This window comes from Mediterraneibacter sp. 210702-DFI.5.30 (assembly GCF_020560115.1).
Taxonomy (GTDB): domain Bacteria; phylum Bacillota; class Clostridia; order Lachnospirales; family Lachnospiraceae; genus Mediterraneibacter; species Mediterraneibacter faecis.
Window position 1 is genome coordinate 320424 of sequence record NZ_JAJCME010000001.1, and the last position, 25328, is coordinate 345751.

Consider the following 25328-nt stretch of genomic DNA (forward strand, 5'->3'; position numbering starts at 1 on the left):
ACGGGATAAAGAAAAGATAAGAAGCAGTATATGAGAAGGAGAAAACGATGAGAAAGCAGTTTGCAGTTCTGGGGCTTGGTAGCTTTGGCCGGAGTGTGGCCTTGACACTTGAAAATATGGGATGCGATGTGATTGTTGTAGATAAATCACAGGAGACAATTCAGGAGATCTCGGACAGAGTAACTTATGCTATTACGGCAGATATCACAGAGAAAGAAGCTCTGAGTGCACTGGGAACAAGGAATTTGGACGGAGCAATTATTGGAGTTGCGGAGAATCTTGAAGCAGGGATCATGGCGACTCTGCTTTGTAAAGAAATAGGAATTCCAAAGGTTGTTGCCAAAGCAAAGAATAAGTTACAGGGAACTATATTGAAGAAAGTAGGGGCAGATACTGTTGTATATCCTGAGATTGAGATGGGCAGCCGGGTTGCCAAAAGCCTTCTGGCAACAGAATTCACAGACTGGATTGAACTGTCAAATGATTACAGTATGGTTGAGATCGCTGTTCCAAAACCGTGGATCAATCACAGTATGGCAGAACTGGGTATACGTACGAAATATGGAGTTACAGTTGTAGGAATCATGCAGGACGGAAATGTTAATGTAGAGTTTAATCCACAGATGCCGCTTCCGGAGAATGCACTATTGATTTTGGTTGGAGCAAATAAAGTACTCGAAAAAATTGGAAAATTGGAGAAATAGATTATGATAACAAGTACATCGAATGCACAGATCAAAGAACTGGCGAAGCTGCAGAAGAAGAGCCGCTTAAGAGATGAAAAAGGAATCTTTCTCGTGGAAGGACCAAGAATGACAGAAGAGATTCCGGCGGAACGAATTGAGAAAGTATATGCTTCAGAAAGCTTTGCAAAGAAGAATAAAGAATTTTTAGAGAAATTACAGGCGCCGGTCGAGCTTCTGACAGATACTGTGTTCGCTTATGTGTCAGATACAAAGACACCGCAGGGAATTCTGGCGATTGTGAAGAGACTCAATTATACGATGAATGACCTGATGCAGGTGAAAAATCAGAAGGCACCGCACTTGGTTGTGTTGGATAATCTGCAGGATCCGGGAAATCTCGGAACTATTTTCAGAACAGCTGAGGCAGCAGGTGTAACCGGAATCTTATTGAGCAAAGATTGCGTGGACGTCTACAATCCAAAGGTAATCCGTTCCACAATGGGGGCTGTATTCCGTATGCCGTTCCTCTATGTGGAAGATCTTCCGGAGAAGATCAAAGAGCTGCAGAAGAAGAGTATTAAAACTTACGCAGCACATTTGCGTGGAGAAAATGCATATGACGAGGAAGATTATACAACTGGTTGTGCATTTTTAATCGGAAATGAGGGAAACGGACTTCGTGATGAAGTTGCAGACTGCGCGGATTGTCTCATCCGTATCCCAATGGAAGGCGAGGCAGAATCTCTAAATGCGGCAGTGGCAGCGGCGGTTCTGATGTTCGAAGCAGGAAGACAGAGAAGAAATAATAAAAATGCATAAAAGAATGTATAAGTACTGAATAAATATGTATAAAACAGAGTAAAATAAAGTTTTAGTTGCATTTTTATACATGAATGTAGTATACTAAATTCATCGGTTACAATGTAGGTTCAAAGATATGAAGAAGAGAAGGACAGAGAGGGTTCTGATTCATATAGTTATAGAATAGAAAGGACGAGAACAATGGATTTAAAAGGAAGAAATTTTCTGACACTGAAGGATTTTACACCAGAGGAGATTACATACCTGCTTGACCTGGCAGCAGACCTCAAAGAGAAGAAGAAAAACGGAGTACCGGTGGATCATTATCATGGCAAAAACATTGCACTGATCTTTGAGAAGACAAGTACAAGAACACGTTGTGCATTCGAAGTGGCAGCGCATGATATGGGAATGGGAACAACTTATCTTGATCCATCAGGTTCTCAGATTGGAAAGAAAGAGAGCATCGAAGATACAGCCCGTGTACTTGGAAGAATGTATGACGGAATCGAATATCGTGGATTCGGTCAGGAAATCGTAGAAGATCTTGCAAAATATGCAGGAGTACCGGTATGGAACGGTCTGACAAATGAATATCATCCGACACAGATGCTGGCAGATATGCTGACAATCCGTGAGAATTTCGGAGAACTCAAAGGCCGCAAGCTTGTATACATGGGAGATGCAAGATTTAACATGGGCAACTCCCTGATGATCGCATGCTCTAAGCTTGGAATGCATTTCGTAGCATGTACAACGAAAGAATATTTCCCGAACGAAGAACTTGTTGAAACTTGTAAAGGTTATGCTGCACAGTCCGGAGCAACAATTACTCTGACAGAAGATGTAAAAGAAGGAACAAAGGACGCAGATGTTATCTATACAGATGTATGGGTATCCATGGGCGAGCCGGATGAAGTATGGGAGAAGAGAATCAAAGAACTTTCACCATATAAGGTAACAAAAGAAGTTATGGCAAATGCAAAAGATACAGCTATTTTCCTGCATTGCCTGCCGGCATTCCATGACCTGAAGACAAAGATCGGAGCAGAGATGGGACAGCGTTTCGGAATCGAAGATATGGAAGTAACAGACGAAGTATTCGAGTCTGCACAGTCCAAAGTATTCGATGAGGCAGAGAACAGAATGCATACGATCAAGGCGGTAATGGTTGCAACATTTGGCGAGTTCTAAGAGCATGTAATCTATTTGATGAACTTGAGAAATCAGCAGAAGTTTGGTATGATAAATGAGTTGAAGATCAGACCGGCTTCTGTGGAAAATAAGAATGAGCAGAAGGTGTCTGTTATTCCAGAGATGGGACAGACACCTTTCTTTTGTATAAAGGTCTGATGAGAGGTGGAATTAGAATGAAAGCTGAAATATTAAAATTATTGAGAGAAGCGGACGGATATGTGTCAGGGCAGCAGCTTTGTGAAAAGTTCGGGGTGTCAAGAACTGCAGTCTGGAAGGTGATCCGTCAGCTGCAGGAAGAAGGATATCAGGTTGAAGCTGTGCGGAATAAAGGTTATCATATTGTAGATAGTCCGGATGTGATGACGAAAGAAGAGCTTGATAGCCTGATGGATACGCAGTGGGCCGGAAGAAACATCGTTTATTACGATTCGGTAGATTCTACAAATCTGAGGATCAAGCAGATGGGAGATGAAGGTGCATCGGAAGGTACACTTGCGGTAGCAGATAAGCAGACAGCCGGAAGAGGGAGAAGGGGCCGTTCTTGGGATTCACCGTCAGGTTCAAGCATTTACATGTCCTTGCTGCTTCGTCCGGAGATTGAACCGGATCAGGCGCCGATGCTGACGCTTGTGATGGCATTAAGTGTAGCAGAGGGAATCATGGATTGCGGAGATTCCTGTGGAAACCCGGATGTAAAGATCAAGTGGCCAAATGATATTATCATTAATGGAAAGAAGCTCGTCGGAATCCTGACAGAGATGAGCACTCAGATCGATTACATTAATCATGTAACGATTGGTGTAGGGATCAATGTGAACCTGACAGAGTTCCCTGAGGAGATCCGTGAGACAGCGACATCACTCAGACTGGAATGTGGACATGTGGTAAAGAGAGCACCGTTGATCGCAGCAGTGATGAAACGCTTTGAACAGAATTACACGGTTTTCCTTGAACATGGAGATCTGTCCGGTCTGAAAGAACGTTACAGCGAATTACTGGTTAATAAAGACCGTGAGGTCCGGATTCTTGGCGCGAAAGAACAGTACAATGCTTACGCACTTGGAATCAATCAGACAGGAGAATTGATCGTTCGGAAAGAAGATGGAACCGAAGAGGCGGTGTATGCCGGAGAAGTTTCGGTGCGCGGCGTATATGGATATGTATAACCAGGTGGATAAGACCTACGGAATGTGAATAAGTCATCGGGATTATGCAGTGAATGTGGAAAATATGGAAAGGTAAGTACTGTTTACAGAAACTGTGGGCAGTGATATAAGGTGTAAAAATTATGGATGAAGAAATGGTATTGTGTGCGGCCAGCTCCTATGAGCAGAAATATTATCTGAACCCGGAATTTGAATCTCTTCCGGAAGCAGTGAAACAGGAATTGCAGATCATGTGTGTGTTGTATACAGCGGATGTTGGAGGAGTTCTCCTGTTGGTGTTTGATGAGAATGGAAACCTTGAGTTGAAAGTAGAGCACAACGAGGGTGATTTCTCATTCGATGAGATCGGAAGTGTACTGAAGATCAAAGAGCTGCAGGACACAAAGGAAGAGCTTTTCAAGTCTCTTGAAATGTTTTACAAAGTATTCTATCTTGGAGAAGAGACAGAGGAATAAATAGTCAGATAAATAGATTACGGTTTATCTGTCGAATTTTAAAACTATAAAAAAGCCCATGGCGGAATCTGAATGGTAAGTTTGTTGAACTTATCAGAATTCCTGCTATGGGCTTTTGTTTCTCATAGTTTCCGTTTAACGATAGGTCACTTTTTATCCGAGCAATAACTTCAGAACGTCGCTGACCTTTTTCACCGGAGTGATTTTCAGCTTATCCTTTACTTCAGCAGCTACATCTTCGAGATCATCTGCGTTGTCAAAAGGAATCAGTATTTTTGTAATACCGGCCCTCTGGGCAGCCATCAGTTTCTCAGGAAGCCCACCGATCGGAAGTATACCTCCGCGGAGGGAAACTTCACCGGTCATGGCATAATCCGGGCTGACAGCCTTTCCGGTAACAAGGGAAGCAAGTGCTGTGGTTAATGTAATGCCGGCAGATGGACCGTCTTTTGGAACAGCTCCTTCCGGCACATGAATGTGCAGATCATGATCCTGGAAAACCTTGCTTTCTTTAGGATAAAGAGACTTCACAAGTGTCAGTGCAATCTGTACAGATTCTTTCATGACATCTCCAAGCTGTCCGGTGATGATCACCTTTCCTTCCCCTTCTGTCAGCTTTGTCTCTATAAACAGAATCTCACCGCCTGCCTGTGTCCATGCAAGTCCGGTGACAACACCAGGCTGTGTGGAAGTTAATTTCTGGTCATGATGCAGTTTCTTACGGCCGAGATAGTCTTTCAGATTCGATTTATTTACTGTCAGAGTCTGCCCCTCTTCTTTTACAAGACGCACAGCAGCGGAACGACAAAGCATATCAATCTGTTTCTTAAGTCCACGGACTCCGGATTCCATCGTATAATCTTCAATGACCTTGCGCAATGCACCATCCGTTATCTTTAACATTTTCTTCTGGATTCCCATAGCGTCCATTGCTTTTGGAAGTAAGTGCTTTCTGGCAATATGGAATTTTTCCACCGCCGTATATCCTGGAAAATCGATCACTTCCATACGGTTCAGAAGCGGTTCAGGAATCGTATCTGTAGAATTCGCTGTGCAGACGAACAGAACATTGGATAAGTCATATGGAACATTCATATAATGGTCTGTAAATGTACTGTTCTGCTCCGGGTCAAGCACCTCAAGCAATGCACTTGCCGGATCTCCGCCATAATCTTTCGCAAGCTTATCTACTTCATCAAGAACTACAACAGGATTGGAAACGCCGCTGCGTTTAATCCCTTCCATGATCCGTCCCGGCATAGCGCCGATATAAGTTCTTCTATGACCGCGGATCTCAGCTTCATCTCGGATACCGCCGAGACTGATGCGGACATATTCGCGGTTTAACGCACGGGCAATACTCTGTCCGATACTTGTCTTACCGGTACCAGGCGCACCGACAAAAAGGAGGATGGAACCATACTGTTTCCGGTTCAGTGCCATAACAGCAATCTGCTGGATGATACGTTCTTTGACTTTCTTAAGTCCATAATGATCTTCATCAAGAATCTCTTCTGCCCGGTTTAAATCAATCGGTGTAAATTCCGGATGCTTCCAGGAAAGACTGGTGACAAAATCAAGATAGTCATAGAGAAGCCCATATTCATGGCTGTCTTTTCCTTCCTGCTTCATACGATTCAGGACTTTGTCCGCTTCCTTACGGGCATCTTCATTCATGCCGGATTCCTGGATCTTTTTTTCAAAAGCGCGGACATCGGAAATGTTTTCCGGGTGCATCTCATCTAATTCTTTCTGAAGGTAATCGATCTGCTTCTTAATTGCAACCTCTCTGTAAAGCTGCTCCTGGTCACCTTTCTGTGCCTCCTGTGCTTCAGAAGAAACTTTGGCAACTTCCATGAATTCTTTGATCGCATTCTCAATCAGTTCACAGCGCTCACGGCGGGAATCTGTCTCAACAATTGCATATTTTTCTTCGGAAGTAATGTTCAGATAATCTGAAAGAGCAGAACCGAGGTCATAGATATTCTTTCTCTGGATAATGTAGCTTCTTGCCCAGATCCCCCATTGATAATTCTGAACAAATTTCAGAAGCGAGTTCCGCAGGTTTGTGAAAGTCTGCTTCTCTTCTTCTAAAGGAAGATCATCTACCTCCGGACGGATGGAAGCTGTAGCTGTAATCTGTCCGTTCTCATCCAGCTCAATATCATCAAGACTGACACGTTCTAATGTACGAATCTGGATGCTGTCATCATCACCGATGGATTCGACTCTCGCAGACATACCGACCGGGTAAATATCATCTATAGTAACAGTAGTCTCATCCACTTCATTTTTCAAAAATGGAAACAGAATATCTGTACCGACCTCAATCTGGTCTGCAGCAGCCCCCGGAAAGAAATCACGTTTAAAAAAATAAGTGATATCAGGGAGTAATAATATATTAAAAACAGGACGAATAATCATAAAAACACTCCTTTCGTCTCATGATTTATCATATCACCGTCAGCGATTCAAAATGGTGGGATATGTTGTATAATGCAGGTGCCGCGAACAGAAAACTGCTTACAGCTGTGCCATCAGAAAGTTTAGCGATCCCGCAGGATTCTCAGTTCCTTTTTCCAAAAGAGAGACAAGAGCAGAGATTGTCTGTTCAATCTCATCTGCTGTTGAAGGTACTAAGGTGTTATCCATCTTAACAGTCAGTACAATCAGTACGATCTCAGCAAGAGAAACAGGGTCAGCACAGAGGATTAAATCCTGTGCAATCCCTTGTTCAATAATGGAAGCAAGAACCGGCTTGAGTGAAACGATGAGATGATTCATGTACTTTTGATGAAGAAAAGCCCGCTCCGGTGCAGCCTTTGTAGTTGATGGCTGTGTTTTTAAAAAAGCCGCAGAGGAATTTCGGCAGGCCTGAAAGATCAGAGCCATGCGTGTGAAAGGTGAAATCTCTCTTTGCTCTGCAAGATGTCTTGCTGTTGTTATTGGAACTTCATAATTGCGTTCTACCAGTGCTTCAAGAATTGCATCTTTGGAAGAAAAATAATAATAAATACTTCCTTTTCCAATTTCAGCAGTCTGAGCAATCTCACTGACAGAGATATTAGAAAGTTCTTTGGTTTCCAGAAGCTTTTGAAGAGCATCCAGAATCTTATCGTATTTTAATTGTTTTGGCATAGAAGTCCGCCTCGTATATTCGTAAGTATATTTGGCCAGTTCCAGATTACGGGAATTGACCGATATCCTTTTAAGTATAGCACAATAAAGTCGGAAGAACCAATAAAATAGAAATAAAAAAGAGGACAAAAAAAGGACACTTTAAAACAAAAGATTGTCTGAAATAGATAATTGACCACGGGTCGAAAAAGTGATAGATTAAAAACATAGAGAATCGACCACCGGTCGAAAGAAGAAAAGCTGAAAAGGAGAGGGAGAGAAGAATGACATACGCAGACATGTTTTCAAAAGTAAAAGGGATGATGATGGAAGCAGACGTAAGTACTGTGAATGAACATCTTGCATATCAGTTCAATGTAACAGGAGAAGCAGAGGGAATCTTTTATGCAGAGGTAAAAGAAGGAAAGCTGTATGTGGAACCATACGAGTATTATGACAGAGATGCGATTTTTACTTGTTCGGCAGAGACATTATTTAAGATCAATGAGGGAAAGCTGGATCCGGTTCTGGCAGTAACACTGGGAAAATTGAAAGTAGAAGGCAACATTGATAAAGCTTTGTATCTGAAAAAACTGATTGATAGCAGAAAAGCAGAACAGAATGCAATAAAGAAAACACAGAAACAGAAATAACTGTAAAAAGGAAGCAAAGGTGAAAAAGATGATGCATTACGGAAAACTTCTTGCACTTGCAGGTCTGGTGGGAATCGTATCAGCAGAGGCAGGTGGAAGTGCATACTTTTACAGAAGAACAATGATGCGTTATAACGCAAAGACAGAACGCACGATGAAGATGTCCGGGGTAGACTGGGAACAGTATTTCTCAAAGATGAAGGAATGCAGGGAGTGGATGATGGAGCAGCCTCATGAAGATGTCTGGATCCGGTCGGAAGACAGTTTGAAGCTTCATGGAACGTATTTCCGGGGATCAGGAAATGTCGAAGAAAAGAAATGCAAAAAAGCAGTGATCTGTTTTCATGGCTACACGAGCCAGGGGCTTGCAGATTATGGAAGTATTTCAAATTATTATTTGAAGCGTGGTTATAACGTTCTTCTTGTTGATCAGAGATCACATGGACAAAGTGAAGGGAAATACATTGGATTCGGATGTAAGGACCGTTATGATGCATATCGATGGATTGAATGGGTGATCGGACAGGAAGGAGAAAATGTTCAGATTCTCCTGCATGGTAATTCTATGGGAGGCGCCACAGTATTGATGGCAAGCGGGCTTGATTTGCCGCAGCAGGTAAAAGGAATTATTGCAGATTGTCCGTTTACTTCGCCCAAGGCAGTGTTTACACATGTACTTCACAGTATGTATCATCTTCCGGCGTTTCCAATAATACAGATTGCGGATGCGGTGAATAAAAAACAGGCAGGATATGGACTGGATGAGTGCAATTCTGCCCGTGAAGTCAGAAAAGCAAAAGTTCCTGTCCTTTTGATCCATGGAGACGCAGATACATTTGTTCCATGCAGTATGTCTGAAGAAATTTATAAAAATTGTAAATCTCCAAAACAGAAGCTGATCATCCACGGGGCAGGACACTGCGAAAGTTATTATAAAGACAGAGAAGCTTATGAAGGAGCAATGGATTCATTTATAGGAGGAATCATAGAATGATGAAAACAAGAAAAGGATATCCTGTATACCCACTGACGGTAGCGCAAAAATTTCATTTGTATTATCTGCCATTTTGTCCGAATGCGGCAGTATTGAATATTGGCACAAGCCTGACAATTGGCACAGATCTGGATTGGGATGTACTCCGAGAGTCCATTTACAAAGCATATGAGAGAAATGAAGGGATGCGGATACGCTTTGCAAAGGACAAAGAGGGGAATGTATATCAGTATGTTGTAAGTGCAGAGCAGGACAGAAAAGAACGGGAGATAGAGTTCGTTGATTTCTCCAATGTGACTATGGAAGAGGCAGCTGATACGATGCAGAAATGGACAACTGTCCCATTTCCATTCGAGGATTCACTGATGACGAAAATTAAAATGATCCGCACTTCAGATGGATTCAACGGAGTGTATTTCCTCGGACATCATATGGTGGTAGATGCTCAGTCGCTGATCACATTTCTGAAGGATATTATTGAGCTGTACTGTAATGCAAAATATGAAGGTGTCCCATATCCAAAGGATATGTGTTCTTACATAGATCAGGTAAAGAAGGATCTCGCATATGAAGCTGGAAGTAAAGCACAGCAGCGAGACAGAGAATTTTTCAGGGAACTGATTGAAGCATCAGAGCCGGTTTATAACGGTGTTAATGGAACAGATAAGCTGGATGCAGCGAGGGAAATGTTTAAAAATCCAAAGCTTCGTTCCGCATTTAATGCGACAGATGATGTGAGTTCTGCATTGGATATCTTTCATTTGGAAGCAGAACCGACCAAACGTCTGATGGATTTCTGCGAAAAGTACCGGGTATCCCTGGCATGTCTTTTGTTAATGGGATTACGTACTTACTTCCAGAAAATGAATGGACAGGAGGATGTATCAATCAATAATGCGATTGCCAGAAGGGCTACATTAAAAGAAAAGAAATCCGGTGGAACAAGAATTCATTCGTTCCCGTTTCGTACCGTATTTTCAGAAGATGTGAAGTTTATCGATGCAGTATATGAAATCCGTGATAAGCAGAATGAATTATTCCGTCATGCAAATTATGACCCGACAGAATATTTCGCATATCGCTCCAGGACATATCCACAGCCACAGAAAGGACTGACGTATGAGCCGATGTCTTTGACTTACCAGCCGATGACATTGCAGGAGAAAGGACTGGAAGATCTTGGAGGAATTCAATATAAGACAAAATGGTATCCGAATGGAATGACAACACAGGCAATGTATCTGACAGTCATGCACCGACCGGAGGATAATGGATTGGATTTCAACTTTGAACATCAGAAAAAAGCAATCTCAAGAGAAGAGTTGGAATATCTGTATTACTATTTATGTAAAATTATGTTCAAGGGAGCAGAAAATCCTGAACTTACAATTGGAGAAATTATAAAGCTTGTATAAAAGAAAGATGATCCGGATCATGTTGAGAATCACGATCAGGACAGAATGGAAAGGAAAAAATCATGTTTGAGCAGTTAGTAGATATTATTTGTAATTATGTAGAAATTGAACAGGAAAACATCAAGCCGGAATCACGTTTTATGGAAGATCTTGGATTCACATCCTTTGATTTTATGAGCATGCTTGGTGAAATAGAAGACGAGATGGATGTGGAGATTGAACAGGACAAGGCAGCAGATATCCGAACAGTCGGAGAAGCTGTAGCGTATCTTGAGTCTTTGAAGTAGAGGGAAAAGAAAATGGAATATAGAACAATTCGCGATATTCTTACAAATGCAGAAAAATGTTTTGGAAATGAAGACGCAATCCGTTACAAAACAGGAAAAAATGAAATTGCGGCAAAGACATACACACAGTTGAAAGAAGACAGTGAGAGAATAACAGCATTATTGAAAAAACTGGGAGATCCAAAAAGTCATATCGCATTGATCGGTGCGACTTCTTATCTATGGATTGCTTCCTATTTTGGAATTGTGGACGGCGGAAATGTTGCAGTACCGTTGGATGTGTCACTTCCGGCAGAAGAACTGTGTGAACTTATCGACCGTGCAGATGTAACAATCCTGATTCTGGATGAGATTCGTAAAGATGTGATCGAAGCAGCGAAAGAAAAGTGTCCAAAACTGAAGTACATCCTTTCTATGCAGAAAGAAGCGAATGAGGGCAATATACTTTCTCTTACAAAATTAATGATGGAACAAACGATAGATGAGGACACAGGAGCAGAAAAAACAGAGATTACTCCGGATCAACTCTGTACGATCATGTTCACATCAGGGACAACAGGAAAGAGCAAAGGTGTGATGCTGACACACAGAAATCTCGTTGAGAACGCGACATGTCTGGATATGAAGCTCCCAGAGAGAAATGTGATCCTGTCAGTTTTACCGATTCACCACGCATACTGCCTGAGTATGGATATCCTGAAAGGAATTTCTCTCGGTGCAATTATCTGTATCAATGACTCTTTGATGCGTGTAGCAAAAAATATCAAATTATTTAAGCCAAATATGATCTTGATGGTACCTCTTATGATTGAAACTTTTGCGAAAAAATTAGAAGACGTAAAAGACCTTCCGGAAAAAGTGGTAAAAGAAGCAGTATTTGGATCTCAGTTCCATACGATCTGCAGTGGAGGGGCATACCTGAATCCGGAGTATATTGAGCTGTTCGAACGTTTTGGAATCCAGATTCTCCAGGGATATGGAATGACAGAATGTTCACCGGTCATCAGTACAACCGTTGCATGGAATGTAAAAAAGAATTCAGTAGGACAACTTCTTCCAAACTGCGAGGCAAAGACTGTAGATGGAGAACTGTGGGTTCGCGGAAGCAGTGTAATGCAAGGATATTACAAGATGCCGGAAGAAACAAAAACCGCACTGAAAGATGGATGGCTTTGCACAGGGGATCTTGGATATGTAGATGAAGAAAGGTTTATCTATCTGACAGGACGAAAGAAAAACCTGATCATTACAAAGAATGGAGAAAATGTCTCACCGGAAGAACTTGAGAATAAATTAAGTTCTTCAAGACTGGTACAGGAAGTATTAGTAAGAGAAGCAAAAGGAGTGATCGAGGCAGAAATATATCCGGATGAGGAGTACGCAAAAAAACAGGGACTTGAAAGAAAAGAGGAAGTCCGCTTAGAACTTCAAAAACTGATTGATGAATATAATCAGGGCGCACCGGCATATAAAAAGATTTATAGTCTGATCATTCGCGAGAAAGAATTTGAGAAGACAGCTTCGAGAAAAATCAAGAGATATTAAAAGACAGATAAAAAAGTCTGAATAAATGGAGGATTGCAAAAGCTTTGTGATTGCCGGATTTATTCAGACTTTTTTATATATTAGGAAAGTTCTTTCCTAATATATAAAAAACGCTCCGCTCAGGATGCGCACTGCGGCGTACAAGGTAGGTGTCGCAAGCGACCGCCGCAGGCGCAAGAATGTGCCAAGGCACATTCTTTGTTCTATGAATGCGAAAGAATAGATCGTGTACGTTGACTTTTCGGCAGTTATTTACTATGATACTAAAGTCAAATAAGAAGAATAGTTATAGATTAGAAAGAATAGAATATGATGAAACAGTTGAAAATAGGAAATGTGACGCTGCCAAACCGTTACATCTTAGGACCGATGGCCGGAGTGACAGATCTTCCATTCCGTGTGTTATGTAAAGAACAGGGAGCAGGTCTTTTGTGTATGGAGATGGTCAGCGCAAAAGCGATTTTATATAATAATAAGAATACAGAATCACTTCTGGAGATCCACCCGGATGAACAGCCGGTGTCACTGCAGTTTTTTGGATCAGATCCGAAGATTATGAGTGAGATGGCAAAACGTGTGGAAGAGCGTCCATTTGATATTATGGATATTAATATGGGATGTCCGGTGCCGAAGGTTGTGCGCAATGGAGAAGGCTCTGCACTTATGAAGAATCCGAAGCTCGTTTATGAAATCGTCAGTGCAATGGTGAAGGCAATTGATAAGCCGGTCACTGTGAAGATAAGAAAAGGATTTGATGACAGCTGCATTAATGCGGTTGAGATCGCGAAGATCATTGAGGAGGCCGGGGCAGCAGCTGTAGCCGTGCACGGAAGGACAAGAGAACAGTATTACAGCGGACAGGCAGATTGGGATATCATCCGTCAGGTAAAAGAAGCTGTCTCTATTCCGGTAATTGGAAACGGAGATGTGACAAGCCCGCAGAAAGCAGAGGAGCTGGTAAAACAAACAGGGTGTGACGGAATCATGATCGCAAGAGGAGCACAGGGAAATCCATGGATCTTCTCCGAGATGATCACATATGAAGAGACAGGCACATTGCCGGAACGTCCGGGAAAAGAAGAAGTTCGTGATATGATGCTTCGTCATGCCAGATTACAGTTGAAATACAAAGGTGAATTCATTGGTATCCGCGAGATGAGAAAGCATGTGGCATGGTATACAAAGGGACTGAAAGGCTCTGCAAAATTGCGTGAAGAAATCAATCGCGTAGAGTCCTATCAGGAACTGGAAGAACTGCTCTTTCAGAGACTGTAGGAAAAGAAGTGTAAGGACTTCTGAAAACAGTTGGAAAACAGAATGGGAAAAGCTCAGAAAAAGGCGGTTTTAAAGGCTTTTCGTACACTGCGCGGAAGTGACCTGTGAGAGCGAAATTGCTTGACAGAAAGCGCGAGTTTGAGTATAATATTGAAATTGCGGACGGACGCTGATACAACGATTGGCGTTCAGGAGAAAAAGACAGCAGACATGCATTTTAAAACCGATAATATGATGTAAGTGTTAAAAGTATAAATTGCATAGCAATGGAGCAATCCGGTTACATCATAATATCTGTAGACAGAGAAGAAACTTTGAATGCATGAAAAGTATAGACAGAAAATGATTTGCAGAGAATCTGTAAATGTTGTAGGAAACGAAACGTTATTGCAACAGGCAGTGACGGTAAGGAAGTAGAAAGGAAGCAGGAACAATGGCAGAGGCAAAAAAAAGATTACTTACTTATGCCGGATTAAAGGCAATTGAGGATGAACTTGAGAATCTGAAAGTAGTAAAGAGAAAAGAAGTTGCAGGTAAGATCAAAGAGGCAAGAGAGCAGGGAGACCTTTCCGAGAACGCTGAGTATGATGCAGCGAAAGACGAGCAGAGAGATATCGAAGCCCGTATCGAGGAGCTTGAGGCAATCCTGAAGAATGCAGAAGTTGTAGTAGAGGATGAAGTTGATCTTAATAAGATCAATGTTGGATGTGCAGTAAAGGTTTACGACATCACATTTGATGAAGAGATGGAGTTCAAGATTGTTGGTTCTACAGAGGCGAACAGTCTGGAAGGAAAGATCTCCAATGAGTCTCCGGTAGGTCACGCACTGATCGGAAAGAAAATCAATGATGTCGTTGACGTTGAGACACAGGCAGGAGTTATCCAGTACAAAGTACTTGATATCAAACGTTCATAATCAGCTTAGGACAGACCTCTTACTATTAAGAGGTCTGAATTCGCTTAAAAAGACAATATAAAAAGTGACTATTTCTGTAGTGATTTATGTAAAAATCAATGCGGAAGCAGATAGAAACGGAAGGAGAACAGACAGTGGGACAGAATCAGAAGAACACACAGGAACCAGATATGAATCAGCTGAGAAAGGTTCGCCGTGAGAAACTTGCAGAACTGCAGCAGAACGGAAGAGACCCTTTCCAGATTACAAAGTTTAACCAGACACACCATTCACTCGAAGTAAAAGATCTCTATGAGGCACATGAGGCTGAGATTTTAAAAGATCACCAGCAGCCGAACGTAGAAGGTATGGATGAAGAGCAGGCAAAAGAGGCTCTCAAGAATGATTACGAAGAGAGAAGAAGCATCATGGATGCAAGCCCGATCCACGTAGCAATCGCAGGACGTATGATGTTCAAGAGAGTTATGGGAAAAGCTTCTTTCTGTAACATTCAGGATTTACAGGGAAATATCCAGGTATACGTAGCAAGAGATGCAATCGGAACAGATGCTTACGCTGATTTCAAGAAATCTGATATCGGTGATATCTTCGGACTTGAAGGATTCGCTTTCAGAACAAGAACAGGAGAAATCTCTATCCATGCTGAGAAGATGACACTTCTCTCCAAGAGCTTACAGATGCTTCCGGAGAAGTTCCACGGCCTGACAGATACAGACACACGTTATCGTCAGAGATACGTAGACCTGATCATGAATGCAGACTCTAAAGATACATTTATCAAACGTTCCAAGATCCTTGCAGCAATCCGTAAGTACTTAAGCGGAGAAGGATTCATGGAAGTTGAGACTCCGATGCTTGTAGCAAATGCCGGTGGAGCAGCTGCAAGACCGTTCGAGACACATTTCAACGCACTGAATGAGGATCTGAAGCTTCGTATTTCACTTGAGCTGTACCTGAAGAGACTGATCGTTGGTGGACTTGAGAAAGTATACGAGATCGGACGTGTATTCCGTAACGAAGGTCTTGATACAAGACATAACCCAGAGTTCACTCTGATGGAGCTTTACCAGGCATACACAGATTACCACGGCATGATGGATCTGACAGAGAATATGTATCGTTTTGTTGCTCAGGAAGTCCTTGGAACAACACAGATCGTCTACAAAGGAATCCCGATGGATCTCGGTAAACCGTTCGAGCGTATCACAATGGTTGACGCAGTTAAGAAATACGCAGGCGTTGACTGGAATGAAGTTGAGACTCTGGAGCAGGCAAGAGAACTTGCAAAAGAGCATAATGTAGAATTTGAAGAGAGACATAAGAAAGGTGACATCCTCAACCTCTTCTTCGAGGAGTTCGTAGAGGAGCATCTGCTTCAGCCGACATTCGTTATGGATCACCCGGTTGAGATCTCTCCACTGACAAAGAAGAAACCAGAGAATCCGGAATACGTAGAGCGTTTCGAGTTCTTCATGAATGGATGGGAGATGGCAAATGCTTACTCCGAGCTGAATGACCCAATCGATCAGAGAGAGCGTTTCAAAGCGCAGGAAGAACTGCTTGCACAGGGAGATGATGAAGCCAACACAACAGATGAAGACTTCATGAACGCACTGGAGATCGGTATGCCGCCTACAGGTGGTATCGGATTCGGTATCGACAGAATGTGTATGCTGTTGACAGGAGCAGAGGCAATCAGAGATGTATTACTGTTCCCGACAATGAAGAGTCTTGACTCTGACAAAAAAGCAGGAAAATCCGGAGCAGTAGAAGAAGCAACTGCAAACGACAACAACGGATTCTTCAAAGACAACGCGAAGATTGACTTCTCCAACGTAAAGGTTGAGCCTTTATTTGAAGAAGAGGTTGATTTCGATACATTCAGCAAATCTGATTTCCGTGCCGTAAAGGTTAAAGAGTGTGTAGCAGTTCCGAAGAGCAAGAAGCTCCTTCAGTTCACACTGGATGACGGAACAGGTACAGACCGCACGATCTTAAGCGGAATCCACTCTTACTATGAGCCGGAAGAATTAGTTGGTAAGACACTGATCGCAATCACTAACCTTCCGCCAAGAAAGATGATGGGAATCGAGTCTTGCGGTATGTTGCTTTCAGCAGTGAATAATCTGAAAGATTCAGAGGATGAAGAACTGCATCTTATTATGGTTGATAATCACATTCCGGCAGGTGCGAAATTGTATTAGGATTTAAAGAGTATCAAAATTTAGAAAATTGAAATTATTGATTTAAAGAGAACACGTTTAGTTAAAAGTAGCAGACAATTAATGCCTGCTACTTTTTTTATAATAGTTATATAGTTTGGATGAAATCACGGAGATATTCTGTAAATTAGGACTTCGTATTTGTAACAGCTTTGCTGATTTCAGTGGAAAGCCGAGTTCTGATAATGATATTCAATTGATGGTTTATTCCATACGGGAATAAATCTTCATCAAATCTTTATTTTTTTCTGTTAGGTTATATTTCAGTAAGAAATGAAATATAGAAGGAAGGATAGTAAAGATGGAAATGATGTTACAGACACAAAATCTATGTAAATATTTTAGAAAACAGAAAGCGGTAAATAATGTTTCACTTAATATCGAAAAGGGACAGATTTATGGACTGCTTGGACCGAATGGCGCTGGTAAATCTACCACATTGAAAATGCTGACCGGTATGATGAAACCAACTGCAGGAAAGATTTACTTTGATGGAAAACTTTTGGATAGGAAAGATTTATCAAAAATAGGAGCGTTAATTGAAAATCCGCCTATTTATGAAAATCTTTCCGCCAGAGAGAATTTGAAGGTAAGACAATTATTGCTTGGTACAGATGAAAACAGAATTGATGAGGTCTTGCAGATTGTATCACTTACAAACACCGGAAAGAAGAAAGCAGGACAGTTTTCTTTGGGGATGAAGCAAAGACTAGGCATTGCAATGGCATTGCTTGGAGAACCGGAACTTTTGATATTGGATGAACCTACGAATGGATTAGATCCAATAGGCATCGAGGAATTACGAGAGCTGATCCGGTCTTTTCCGGAACAGGGAATCACTGTAATTCTCTCCAGTCATATTCTCTCAGAGGTACAGTTACTTGCAGATAAAGTCGGGATTATTTCAGGTGGAATCTTAGGATACGAAGGAGCATTAAAGCAGGGAGATAATCTTGAAGATTTGTTTATGAATGTGGTAAGAAAAAACCAGAAAGCAGGTGAAATCCATGGTTAATATTATAAAAGCAGAACATCAAAAAGCCAAAAGAACCATGCGAAAAAAGTTTATCTGGGGATTTCCTCTTCTTACATTTGTCATGGCATTTATATTTACTCTTGGGATGACAAATGCTTATGCAGAAAGTGTTTGGAACTGGTGGTATACACTTTTGCTGCCGGGGATGATTGCTCTATTTTGTTATCTTTCTGTGGCGCAGGAGAAAAAGATAAAATACTATCATTTAATGACTATTCCCACAGACAGAAGAAAATTGTTGCTGGGGAAAATTATTTATATTGGGTACATGATTTTGTTTTCTAATGTGATTGTGTTTGCAGGAGCAACGCTTGGAGGCTTTCTTCTAACGACACATGTTCCAGTTGGAGGAGCGTTGATTGCAGTATTGTTTCTGACGGTTTCTGAGTTATGGGAGATTCCGGTAGCTTTATTTTTAAGTGAACGATTTGGAATGATTGTAAACCTGTTCGTCTGCCTATTTATTACCGTCAGCGGTGTGGTAATATCACAAACCAGAATCTGGTATGTACTTGTTTCTGCAATCCCTATGCGAATGATGTGCCCGTTGCTTCATGTTTTACCAAATGGACTTGCCGCAGAAGCAGGGAATCCTCTTTTGGATACGGGAGTCATTGTTCCGGGAATGTGTCTCTCAATCATCTGGTTTGTTTTTGTAACGGTTCTGTTTTTGAAATGGTTTGAGAGAAGAGAGGTGAAATAAGATGATTGGAAGATCTCTTAATGCAGACTTGCGAAAGATGAAAGGAACATCTGTGATTCTGGCACACTTATTGATTCCGATTATAACCAGCGTTATATTTTTAATATATTACTTTTTTTCACCATGGAATGAAAATATGAAAGTGATTGCATTTTATCAGGCAATAGGAGCAGGACTTCCGGTACTTATTGGAATTTTTACAGCAAGTGTGATGGAACAGGAACAAAATGCAGGTGATTTTCAAAATCTGTTGTCTTTACCGGATAAACCTGCAGCATTTTTATCGAAACTGTTGATGCTACTGGTTTTGTGTCTGTGCTCTATCCTATTGACAGCAATCATATTCGGAATTGGATTTGGAAGAATCGCATCAAGCGATATCGAAATCATGAAAGGATGTATATTTGCAGCATTGCTGCTGTGGGGAAGCAGTGTTCCACTTTATCTGTGGCAGCTGATTCTGGCTTTTCAGTTTGGAAAAGGGGTATCCATTGGAGCAGGGATTATATCAGGACTAATTAGTGCATTGATGCTTACCGGACTTGGAGATTATGTGTGGAAATATGTATTTGTCTGCTGGACGGGTAGAGTACCATATACTTATCTGCAATCTGTATTGGGAGAAACTAGTGTAGGTGAATGGTTGTCATTCATACCAGGTTGCTTAATATTTACAGGGATTAGTATGGTATACTATTTTTGGTGGGTAAACCACTGGGAAGGAAACAGAATATCGGAATAGAATCGAGGGAAACTATGGCAAAAATACTGGCAGTTGATGATGAACCGGCAATTTTGGAAATGATAGAAAGCATTTTGAATAAGGATGGACATCTGGTTACCAAAGTAAGTAATCCACTAAAACTTAATATGGAAGAATTACATCGTTATGACCTGATTTTACTGGACATTATGATGCCTGGAATTGATGGCTTCGAATTATGCAAAAGAATTAGGATACTTGTGGATTGTCCGATTTTGTTTCTTACGGCAAAAACGGAGGAAAACAGTCTGGTAAACGGACTTTCTTTAGGAGCAGATGATTATATTTCAAAGCCATTTGGAGTGATGGAACTTCGGGCAAGGATCAATGCACATCTTAGAAGAGAGCACAGGGAACATTCTGTCCGGATGGTTTTTGGGAGGGTCTGTATTCAAATATCTCAAAAGAAACTATTGGTTGATGATAAGGAACTTCCTCTTACGAAAGCGGAGTACGAAATTTGTGAATTTCTGGCTAAAAACAGAGGACAGGTTTTCTCGAAGGAACAGATATTGGAAGCGGTCTTTGGCTTTGACAATGAGAGTAATGACAGTACTATAATCACGCATATCAAAAATATAAGAGCAAAATTTGCGGATTATGATTATACACCGATAAAAACAGTCTGGGGGATTGGATATAAATGGGAAGAGTAAAGAGAAGCAATGCACTCAGCAGGATTTTTATGAGATATGTACTGGTCATGCTTGGATCATTAGTTGGTTTGGTGATTGTTGCTTATCTGCTGCTGTACCTTTTGATTAGTGTGGGCTGTATTTATCCGGCAAATTATGCAGAGCAAAAGATTAATGAAGCATATGATACGATTCTACGTGCAGATAAAGTGACTGCTGAGATGATTCCCGCACTTTGTGATTATGTAATCTTTTCAGAGAATGGAGAGAAAATAGGTGGAGATCTGTCAGAACAATACGAACAGATAGCATGGAATGTTGCAAAGTACGGAAACGCATCCGGGAAATATTTTTATAAAGTAATTGTAAGGGAAAATGAATATGTTGTATTGCAATATCGCCTGACACCTCAATATCATTCAGCTTTTTTGAGGGAGCATTTTATAGGACCACAGAATGTGATGATTATTATGTCTGTGATTGGAGCGGTAGCGATTATCATCATTCCGTCCATACGTTTTGGAAAAAGAATCAAAAAGCAGATGCAGCCTGTATTAGACGCAATCGGACAAATAAAGGATCAAAATCTGGAATATGAGACATCCTGTTCCGGTATCAAAGAGTTTGATGACTGTTTATCGGCAATCGATGATATGCGAGATGCATTGCGAGAATCTTTAGAAAAGCAGTGGAAAACAGAGCAGGAAAAGAAACAGCAGATGTCTGCTTTGGCGCATGATATTAAAACACCTCTTACGATTGTACGGGGAAATGCAGAACTACTTTCAGAGACTGAACTGACCACAGAACAGAAGAAAAATATCACTTATGTTTTGAACGGCACAACACAGATACAAAGTTATGTAAAACAGTTGATAGATGTCACAAAATCATGGAATTGCAGTGATGTTACCTATACAACGGTGAGGTTAGAAGATTTTTTCGCAGATATAAAGGAACAGGCACTCGGACTGGTAGAAAGCTATCACCAGAAGATAGATTGGAAGGCGGAACAAAGTGATAAAAAGGTAACGATTGCTTATGATCCAATGTTCCGAGCCGTAATGAATGTGATTCAGAATGCAGTGGAGCATACAAAAGAAAATGGAATCATTTATATTGACGCAAAGGAGCAGGATGACCGGCTGACATTCATTGTGGAGGATAGCGGATCAGGATTTACAAAAGAAGCATTATTGCATGGCACAGAGCAGTTTTTTATGGATGACACAAGTAGAAATGGCGAAGCCCATTATGGGATTGGGCTTTTTTTCGCAAAAACTGTGGCTGAAAAATATGGTGGAGGTATTAAACTTTCAAATTCTGAAAATACAGGTGGGGCGAGGGTAGAAATATTTTTCCTGAGTAGTCAAGAAAGAAGCATTTGAACAGGAGAAACAGAAGCAGGAAGATTTAGGACTTCATTGCGAGGTCACGATTGACGGATATACAGATTTTATTTTCATCAATCGTTTTGGTCAGGCACAGCACCAAGCCACACTCAACAAAGCAATCCGAAGAATTATCCGTGATTGCAATGATGAGCAGTTTTTACACAGTGATGAACCTGATGTGTTACTTCCTCATTTTAGCTGCCACTCGCTTAGACATACATTTACAACAAGAATGTGTGAAGCTGGAGTAAATATAAAGGTCATTCAAGACGCACTCGGACATTCAGATATTTCAACTACACTGAACATCTATGCTGATGTTACAAAAGAAATGAAAGCGGAAGAGTTCAAAGGATTGGATAGCTACTTCAAAGTATAATATTGGACTTCACATACAGAAAGAGAACATACAGAGTGTTGTGTGTTCTTTTTTTCGTTGGATAAAAAGAGAAATGCTTGAATGGGATATCTTTATGTATCTTTAAACGCCCAAATTAGAAATATTACTCTTCTTCACTCTTCTTCAACTTCGAATAATAACTATCCGCAGTATAAAGCGCCGCCACCGGATTATGCCCCAATACACGGTCTTTCGTCACTGCTGTCGTAGTCAGTGCCTCGGAATATTTGTAAAACAGACTGTCATGCCCCACACAAAGTCCGACCACAACATTCAGGTCCGTCTTCGCCTTGTTCAGAAGCTTTGCCTGCAGGATCGGATTACACATATTCACACCGACACCTTCGCAGCATTCCGGGATGCCGACCGATGTCTTCTTCTGTGTTCCGGCTTTACAGCCGACACCATACACCTCAAAGCCATGTCTGCGCAGGATATCTGCCAGGATACGGCTTTCTTTCAACAATCCGACACAGGTTGCGATCCCGATCTTTTTCGCATTAATCTTCTTTGCAAAATCCATGATTTCTTCGACACGGGTATGTTTGCAGTAATTCTCATACTCTACTTCAGCTGCAGCGATTGTTACTTTGCGGTTCTCGTCTTCATTGTAGCATTCCATAGCTTCATTTAGAACTTCTTCATCCATGTGTGTTGTCAGACAGAAATCCGGATAGGTTTTATCCATTTTGTTGCAGTTTTTTACTGCGCAGTCGATACAGGACATGTCTTCTTTTTTCATTTTTTCATTCTCCTTTTGTATACCTTGGTATCTACAGAGGCCTTCCACTGGCAGATTCTCTAGATTAAGCTTTACTTTGTAAAATATCCGCTATTTACTTCATAATAACAAATACTTATACTACAGACAATGGTTTTCCGTTTTTATTTTCTTATTTTTTGTAGTTCTTTTCTATGAGAAACGTTCCCCGATTCAGGGTTGATTTGTCATGAATTGTCGATTCTGATTTTTGAAAAATTATTGAAAATTATCTTTTTCAATACCTCAGCCGAATACCAGCTACATGGAAGCCAATAAACCATGCAACAGCGGTTCTTTTATTCGCCAGTATATGCAATTTCTATCTCATAGCCGCCGTTCTCATAGTAGGCGTGGGAAAAATAGTATCTTATTGTTATTTCTGAAATATAAAATTTGAATCATAAAACTTCTTTCCCTCTCAAATCCATTTTTACCAAACCAACTACTAACAATCCAATAAAAATTGCCGTGTCCACAAATAACAGTACAACAACACTTTTTACCACTCCGAAAGTAAAAAGTATGGAGAAGATTTCCACTGACAACACAATAAAACACATATAATTTGTCAAATACTCTGTTATAATTTCTCCATAATAATTGTTCATCTGCAATTTCGCATAGATAAAAGGTTTTAATAAATAACGGATTATGATACATATAACAGGACAAATAAAAATCCAGTTTTTATTAACTAGGGATGTTGCCACTCCTTTACTCCATTGTACTGGAATTTCTGTCGGCAACTTAGAATAAGACAAAGCCCCAATAATCAAGCATAGTGCGGTAATCATAGTCCAGGTAAGCATACTTCCCCATATATACAAAAAGCTGACGGAATCCAGTTTGAAAACAGTTCGATTATCTTTCCAATAGTCATGCAAATCTGTTACATATTGTTCTACCTGTAATTTTTCATAACTAATACTTTCTTCATCCAGCATTTTTTCACACATGAGTTTTGCCTTATTCAAATCAGTAATCTGATTTTTTAATACTTCCTTTTGCTTCTCAAGCATTTCCTGCAATGTTACTTTTTCGGATATAATACTTCGTATATCTTCAATAGAAATTCCCAATGTACGTAGATATGCAATCTTCTTTATATTTTCCACATCATTTTCAGAATAATCTCTATAACCATTACTTTCATTTCTCGAAGGCTCAATAAGTTTTTCCTTTTCATAAAAACGGATATTAGAACGGGATAAACCTGTTCGCTCTTCTACGTCTTTTATAGTCATATTATGCCCTCCTTTCGAGCAACTCTATTTTACTTAATAATAAGCTATAAACAAGGTTTACAGTCAAGCATTTATCAAAAAACTAAAAAAAACAGCAAAATTTGTTTCAGGATTTAATTCATTTTCTAAAGAAGAACAGGCATTGTATGATAAAGCTCATATCTCTCGTGATATAAGAATCAGTGCTTTATCTGTTATTAAGGGCAGAGGGACAAAAAGCCTCTCTGCCCTTAATGAACAAAGCATGTTCTTTTAGAAAAATTTAGTCGTTGACAGATAACATATCTTGCATTATAATACATTTAACAATTAGGTTAAATGTTAAATGAGGAGCGTGATGAATTCTTGGGTATACAAGATACATTAAAAGCACTGGCAGATCCAATACGACGTGAGATTTTAAATTTATTGAAGAATGGACGGCTTTCTGCTGGAGAGATATGTGAACATTTTTCAGTAACGGGAGCTTCTATATCCAGACATCTGGCAATATTGAAGGAGGCTGATTTAATCCGAAATAAAAGAGAGGGAAAATTTATTTATTATGAATTAAACACTTCCGTATTGGAAGATGTCATGTTGTGGATTATAGATTTGAAAGGAGTATCGGACGATGAAGGAAATGATAAAAAAATATAGAGGTTCATTAATTTGTTCTGTTCTGGTAATGCTCATCGGGGTTTTAGTAGGATTCACTAGTACACAGAGCATGTGGGCAAATGTGTTTTTTGTAGTGACGGATTGTGCGCTGGTGGCAATAATATTTTATGATAACCGGAACAGACAGCAGAGCCGCAAGATTATAGGAATGACGATGTGGATTATACCAATTATAACATTACTCTATAATGGTATTGCAAGACTGGTCAATATGGGTGCAGATATGGAAAATCTGTTTATGGCAGTAATTTACTATGGAACTGGACTGCTGTTTATGGTTATTGGAAATTATTTGCCAAAAGTGAAACAGAATAATACCATAGGAATAAGAGTTGTATGGTCTTTAATGGATGAAGAAAACTGGAATGCAACACATAGATTCAGCGGCAAATTATGGGTGGCATCAGGTATTTTATGTATGCTTTGTGGACTTTTTGGGGAAAGCATGGCTGCACTGGTTGTGTATATTATAAGCATTATGGCAGCTGCAATCATTAGCATTCTCTACTCCTACCTTTTTTATAAGAAAAAGCTGGCAACCGGAGAAGGCTTAAAAATTCAGTATAATACAAAAAAAAGTGTGATATATCTGATCATCGCAATTTCCACTATTGTGTTTACTATATGGACTTTGTTTTGTGGAAGCATTCAGGTTCGTTGTAATGATCGTGATTTTAACATTGAAGCAAAAGGATGGAATGATTATACAGTGGAGTATTCGCAAATTGACAGCATTTCTTATGAAGAAAATGTATTGCAGAACAATAATGGTTACAGAACTAATGGTCTTGGAAACCTGAAGTATGCTATGGGAAACTTCAAAAACGATATCTTCGGAGATTATATCCGCTACACTCATGCCTCCTGCCATTCATATGTTGTCATGAACATAGATGGAAAAATATTAGTTGTAAATGGGGAAAATGACGCAGAGACAAAGGAAATCTATCAGAGAATAAGTGAGAAGGTGTCAAAGGAAAGAAAATAGTTGTCGGAAACGC

At 40.4% G+C, this 25328-nt stretch carries 26 protein-coding genes; 22 read left to right on the forward strand and 4 right to left on the reverse strand.

What is annotated here, in order from left to right:
- Window positions 1-47 precede the first annotated feature (47 nt).
- From LI126_RS01515 to LI126_RS01535, 5 genes are all read left to right on the forward strand, one after another.
- On the forward strand, window positions 48-704 hold the full coding sequence (locus LI126_RS01515) for a potassium channel family protein (RefSeq protein ID WP_055146979.1): 657 nt from the start codon (window positions 48-50) through the stop codon (window positions 702-704).
- 3 nt (window positions 705-707) lie between these two features.
- Complete coding sequence (gene rlmB / locus LI126_RS01520; protein WP_227164684.1) at window positions 708-1505, forward strand: 23S rRNA (guanosine(2251)-2'-O)-methyltransferase RlmB; 798 nt, start codon at window positions 708-710, stop codon at window positions 1503-1505.
- A gap of 183 nt (window positions 1506-1688) precedes the next feature.
- Entirely contained in the window at window positions 1689-2681 is a 993-nt protein-coding gene (gene argF, locus LI126_RS01525) for an ornithine carbamoyltransferase (RefSeq protein ID WP_227164685.1), read from the forward strand.
- 176 nt (window positions 2682-2857) lie between these two features.
- The gene (locus tag LI126_RS01530) at window positions 2858-3850 is read left to right on the forward strand and encodes a biotin--[acetyl-CoA-carboxylase] ligase (protein ID WP_227164686.1); all 993 of its coding nucleotides are present in this window, start codon (window positions 2858-2860) and stop codon (window positions 3848-3850) included.
- Window positions 3851-3972: 122 nt separating this feature from the next.
- Window positions 3973-4305, forward strand: a complete 333-nt coding sequence (locus tag LI126_RS01535) for a DUF6145 family protein (protein ID WP_020436573.1) — start codon at window positions 3973-3975, stop codon at window positions 4303-4305.
- A gap of 153 nt (window positions 4306-4458) precedes the next feature.
- Here LI126_RS01535 and lon read toward each other — a convergent pair whose 3' ends face one another.
- Together lon and LI126_RS01545 are read right to left on the reverse strand one after the other, a co-directional pair.
- Window positions 4459-6729 (reverse strand): endopeptidase La, encoded by a 2271-nt coding sequence (gene lon, locus LI126_RS01540; protein WP_196021852.1) that lies wholly within the window; start codon window positions 6727-6729, stop codon window positions 4459-4461.
- 99 nt (window positions 6730-6828) lie between these two features.
- Entirely contained in the window at window positions 6829-7443 is a 615-nt protein-coding gene (locus LI126_RS01545; RefSeq protein ID WP_055157045.1) for a TetR/AcrR family transcriptional regulator, read from the reverse strand.
- Between the two features lie 263 nt (window positions 7444-7706).
- On the opposite strand from LI126_RS01545, the gene LI126_RS01550 reads away from it, so the two are divergent.
- From LI126_RS01550 to LI126_RS01615, 14 genes are all read left to right on the forward strand, one after another.
- Window positions 7707-8075 (forward strand): SCP2 sterol-binding domain-containing protein, encoded by a 369-nt coding sequence (locus LI126_RS01550; protein WP_015530007.1) that lies wholly within the window; start codon window positions 7707-7709, stop codon window positions 8073-8075.
- A 28-nt stretch (window positions 8076-8103) separates the two neighbouring features.
- A complete protein-coding gene (locus tag LI126_RS01555) occupies window positions 8104-9069 on the forward strand; it encodes an alpha/beta hydrolase (protein WP_055147304.1) in 966 nt (321 codons plus the stop codon).
- Window positions 9069-10484, forward strand: coding sequence for a condensation domain-containing protein (locus tag LI126_RS01560; protein WP_055157162.1), 1416 nt, complete (start codon window positions 9069-9071; stop codon window positions 10482-10484). The genes LI126_RS01555 and LI126_RS01560 overlap by 1 nt, the downstream gene beginning before the upstream one ends.
- A 62-nt stretch (window positions 10485-10546) precedes the next feature.
- Window positions 10547-10771 carry an acyl carrier protein gene (locus LI126_RS01565; protein WP_054754242.1) on the forward strand — a complete coding sequence of 75 codons (225 nt, stop codon included), beginning with the start codon at window positions 10547-10549 and terminating at the stop codon, window positions 10769-10771.
- 12 nt (window positions 10772-10783) lie between these two features.
- Window positions 10784-12316, forward strand: a complete 1533-nt coding sequence (locus tag LI126_RS01570; protein WP_227164687.1) for an AMP-binding protein — start codon at window positions 10784-10786, stop codon at window positions 12314-12316.
- A 312-nt stretch (window positions 12317-12628) separates the two neighbouring features.
- On the forward strand, window positions 12629-13591 hold the full coding sequence (gene dusB / locus LI126_RS01575) for a tRNA dihydrouridine synthase DusB (protein ID WP_055157160.1): 963 nt from the start codon (window positions 12629-12631) through the stop codon (window positions 13589-13591).
- 433 nt (window positions 13592-14024) lie between these two features.
- The gene (gene greA / locus LI126_RS01580) at window positions 14025-14507 is read left to right on the forward strand and encodes a transcription elongation factor GreA (RefSeq protein ID WP_015530013.1); all 483 of its coding nucleotides are present in this window, start codon (window positions 14025-14027) and stop codon (window positions 14505-14507) included.
- A 170-nt stretch (window positions 14508-14677) separates the two neighbouring features.
- The gene (gene lysS, locus LI126_RS01585; RefSeq protein ID WP_227164725.1) at window positions 14678-16711 is read left to right on the forward strand and encodes a lysine--tRNA ligase; all 2034 of its coding nucleotides are present in this window, start codon (window positions 14678-14680) and stop codon (window positions 16709-16711) included.
- 319 nt (window positions 16712-17030) lie between these two features.
- Window positions 17031-17744: a lantibiotic protection ABC transporter ATP-binding protein gene (locus tag LI126_RS01590; RefSeq protein WP_005609481.1), complete on the forward strand. Its 714-nt coding sequence runs from the start codon at window positions 17031-17033 to the stop codon at window positions 17742-17744.
- Window positions 17737-18468 (forward strand): lantibiotic immunity ABC transporter MutE/EpiE family permease subunit, encoded by a 732-nt coding sequence (locus LI126_RS01595; protein WP_004853398.1) that lies wholly within the window; start codon window positions 17737-17739, stop codon window positions 18466-18468. Before LI126_RS01590 ends, LI126_RS01595 begins: the two co-directional genes overlap by 8 nt.
- A gap of 1 nt (window position 18469) precedes the next feature.
- Window positions 18470-19210 carry a lantibiotic immunity ABC transporter MutG family permease subunit gene (locus LI126_RS01600; RefSeq protein ID WP_005330844.1) on the forward strand — a complete coding sequence of 247 codons (741 nt, stop codon included), beginning with the start codon at window positions 18470-18472 and terminating at the stop codon, window positions 19208-19210.
- Window positions 19211-19224: 14 nt separating this feature from the next.
- Window positions 19225-19887, forward strand: a complete 663-nt coding sequence (locus tag LI126_RS01605; RefSeq protein ID WP_227164688.1) for a response regulator transcription factor — start codon at window positions 19225-19227, stop codon at window positions 19885-19887.
- Window positions 19875-21254, forward strand: coding sequence for a sensor histidine kinase (locus LI126_RS01610; protein WP_227164689.1), 1380 nt, complete (start codon window positions 19875-19877; stop codon window positions 21252-21254). Before LI126_RS01605 ends, LI126_RS01610 begins: the two co-directional genes overlap by 13 nt.
- A 49-nt stretch (window positions 21255-21303) precedes the next feature.
- Window positions 21304-21639 (forward strand): tyrosine-type recombinase/integrase, encoded by a 336-nt coding sequence (locus LI126_RS01615; RefSeq protein ID WP_331469839.1) that lies wholly within the window; start codon window positions 21304-21306, stop codon window positions 21637-21639.
- Between the two features lie 124 nt (window positions 21640-21763).
- Here the strand turns inward: LI126_RS01615 and LI126_RS01620 are convergent, their stop codons facing one another.
- Entirely contained in the window at window positions 21764-22402 is a 639-nt protein-coding gene (locus LI126_RS01620) for a DUF1847 domain-containing protein (RefSeq protein WP_008705300.1), read from the reverse strand.
- 419 nt (window positions 22403-22821) lie between these two features.
- Entirely contained in the window at window positions 22822-23667 is an 846-nt protein-coding gene (locus LI126_RS01625; protein ID WP_015530080.1) for a MerR family transcriptional regulator, read from the reverse strand.
- Window positions 23668-23740: 73 nt separating this feature from the next.
- Here LI126_RS01625 and LI126_RS15820 point away from each other — a divergent pair, with 73 nt between their 5' ends.
- The 3 genes from LI126_RS15820 to LI126_RS01640 all read left to right on the forward strand — a co-directional run bounded on the left by LI126_RS15820 (window position 23741) and on the right by LI126_RS01640 (window position 25315).
- A complete protein-coding gene (locus tag LI126_RS15820; RefSeq protein WP_227164726.1) occupies window positions 23741-23923 on the forward strand; it encodes a DUF3784 domain-containing protein in 183 nt (60 codons plus the stop codon).
- 89 nt (window positions 23924-24012) lie between these two features.
- Window positions 24013-24306, forward strand: a complete 294-nt coding sequence (locus LI126_RS01635) for an autorepressor SdpR family transcription factor (protein WP_054754373.1) — start codon at window positions 24013-24015, stop codon at window positions 24304-24306.
- Window positions 24281-25315 carry an SdpI family protein gene (locus LI126_RS01640; protein ID WP_227164690.1) on the forward strand — a complete coding sequence of 345 codons (1035 nt, stop codon included), beginning with the start codon at window positions 24281-24283 and terminating at the stop codon, window positions 25313-25315. Before LI126_RS01635 ends, LI126_RS01640 begins: the two co-directional genes overlap by 26 nt.
- The last annotated feature ends 13 nt before the right edge of the window (window positions 25316-25328 follow it).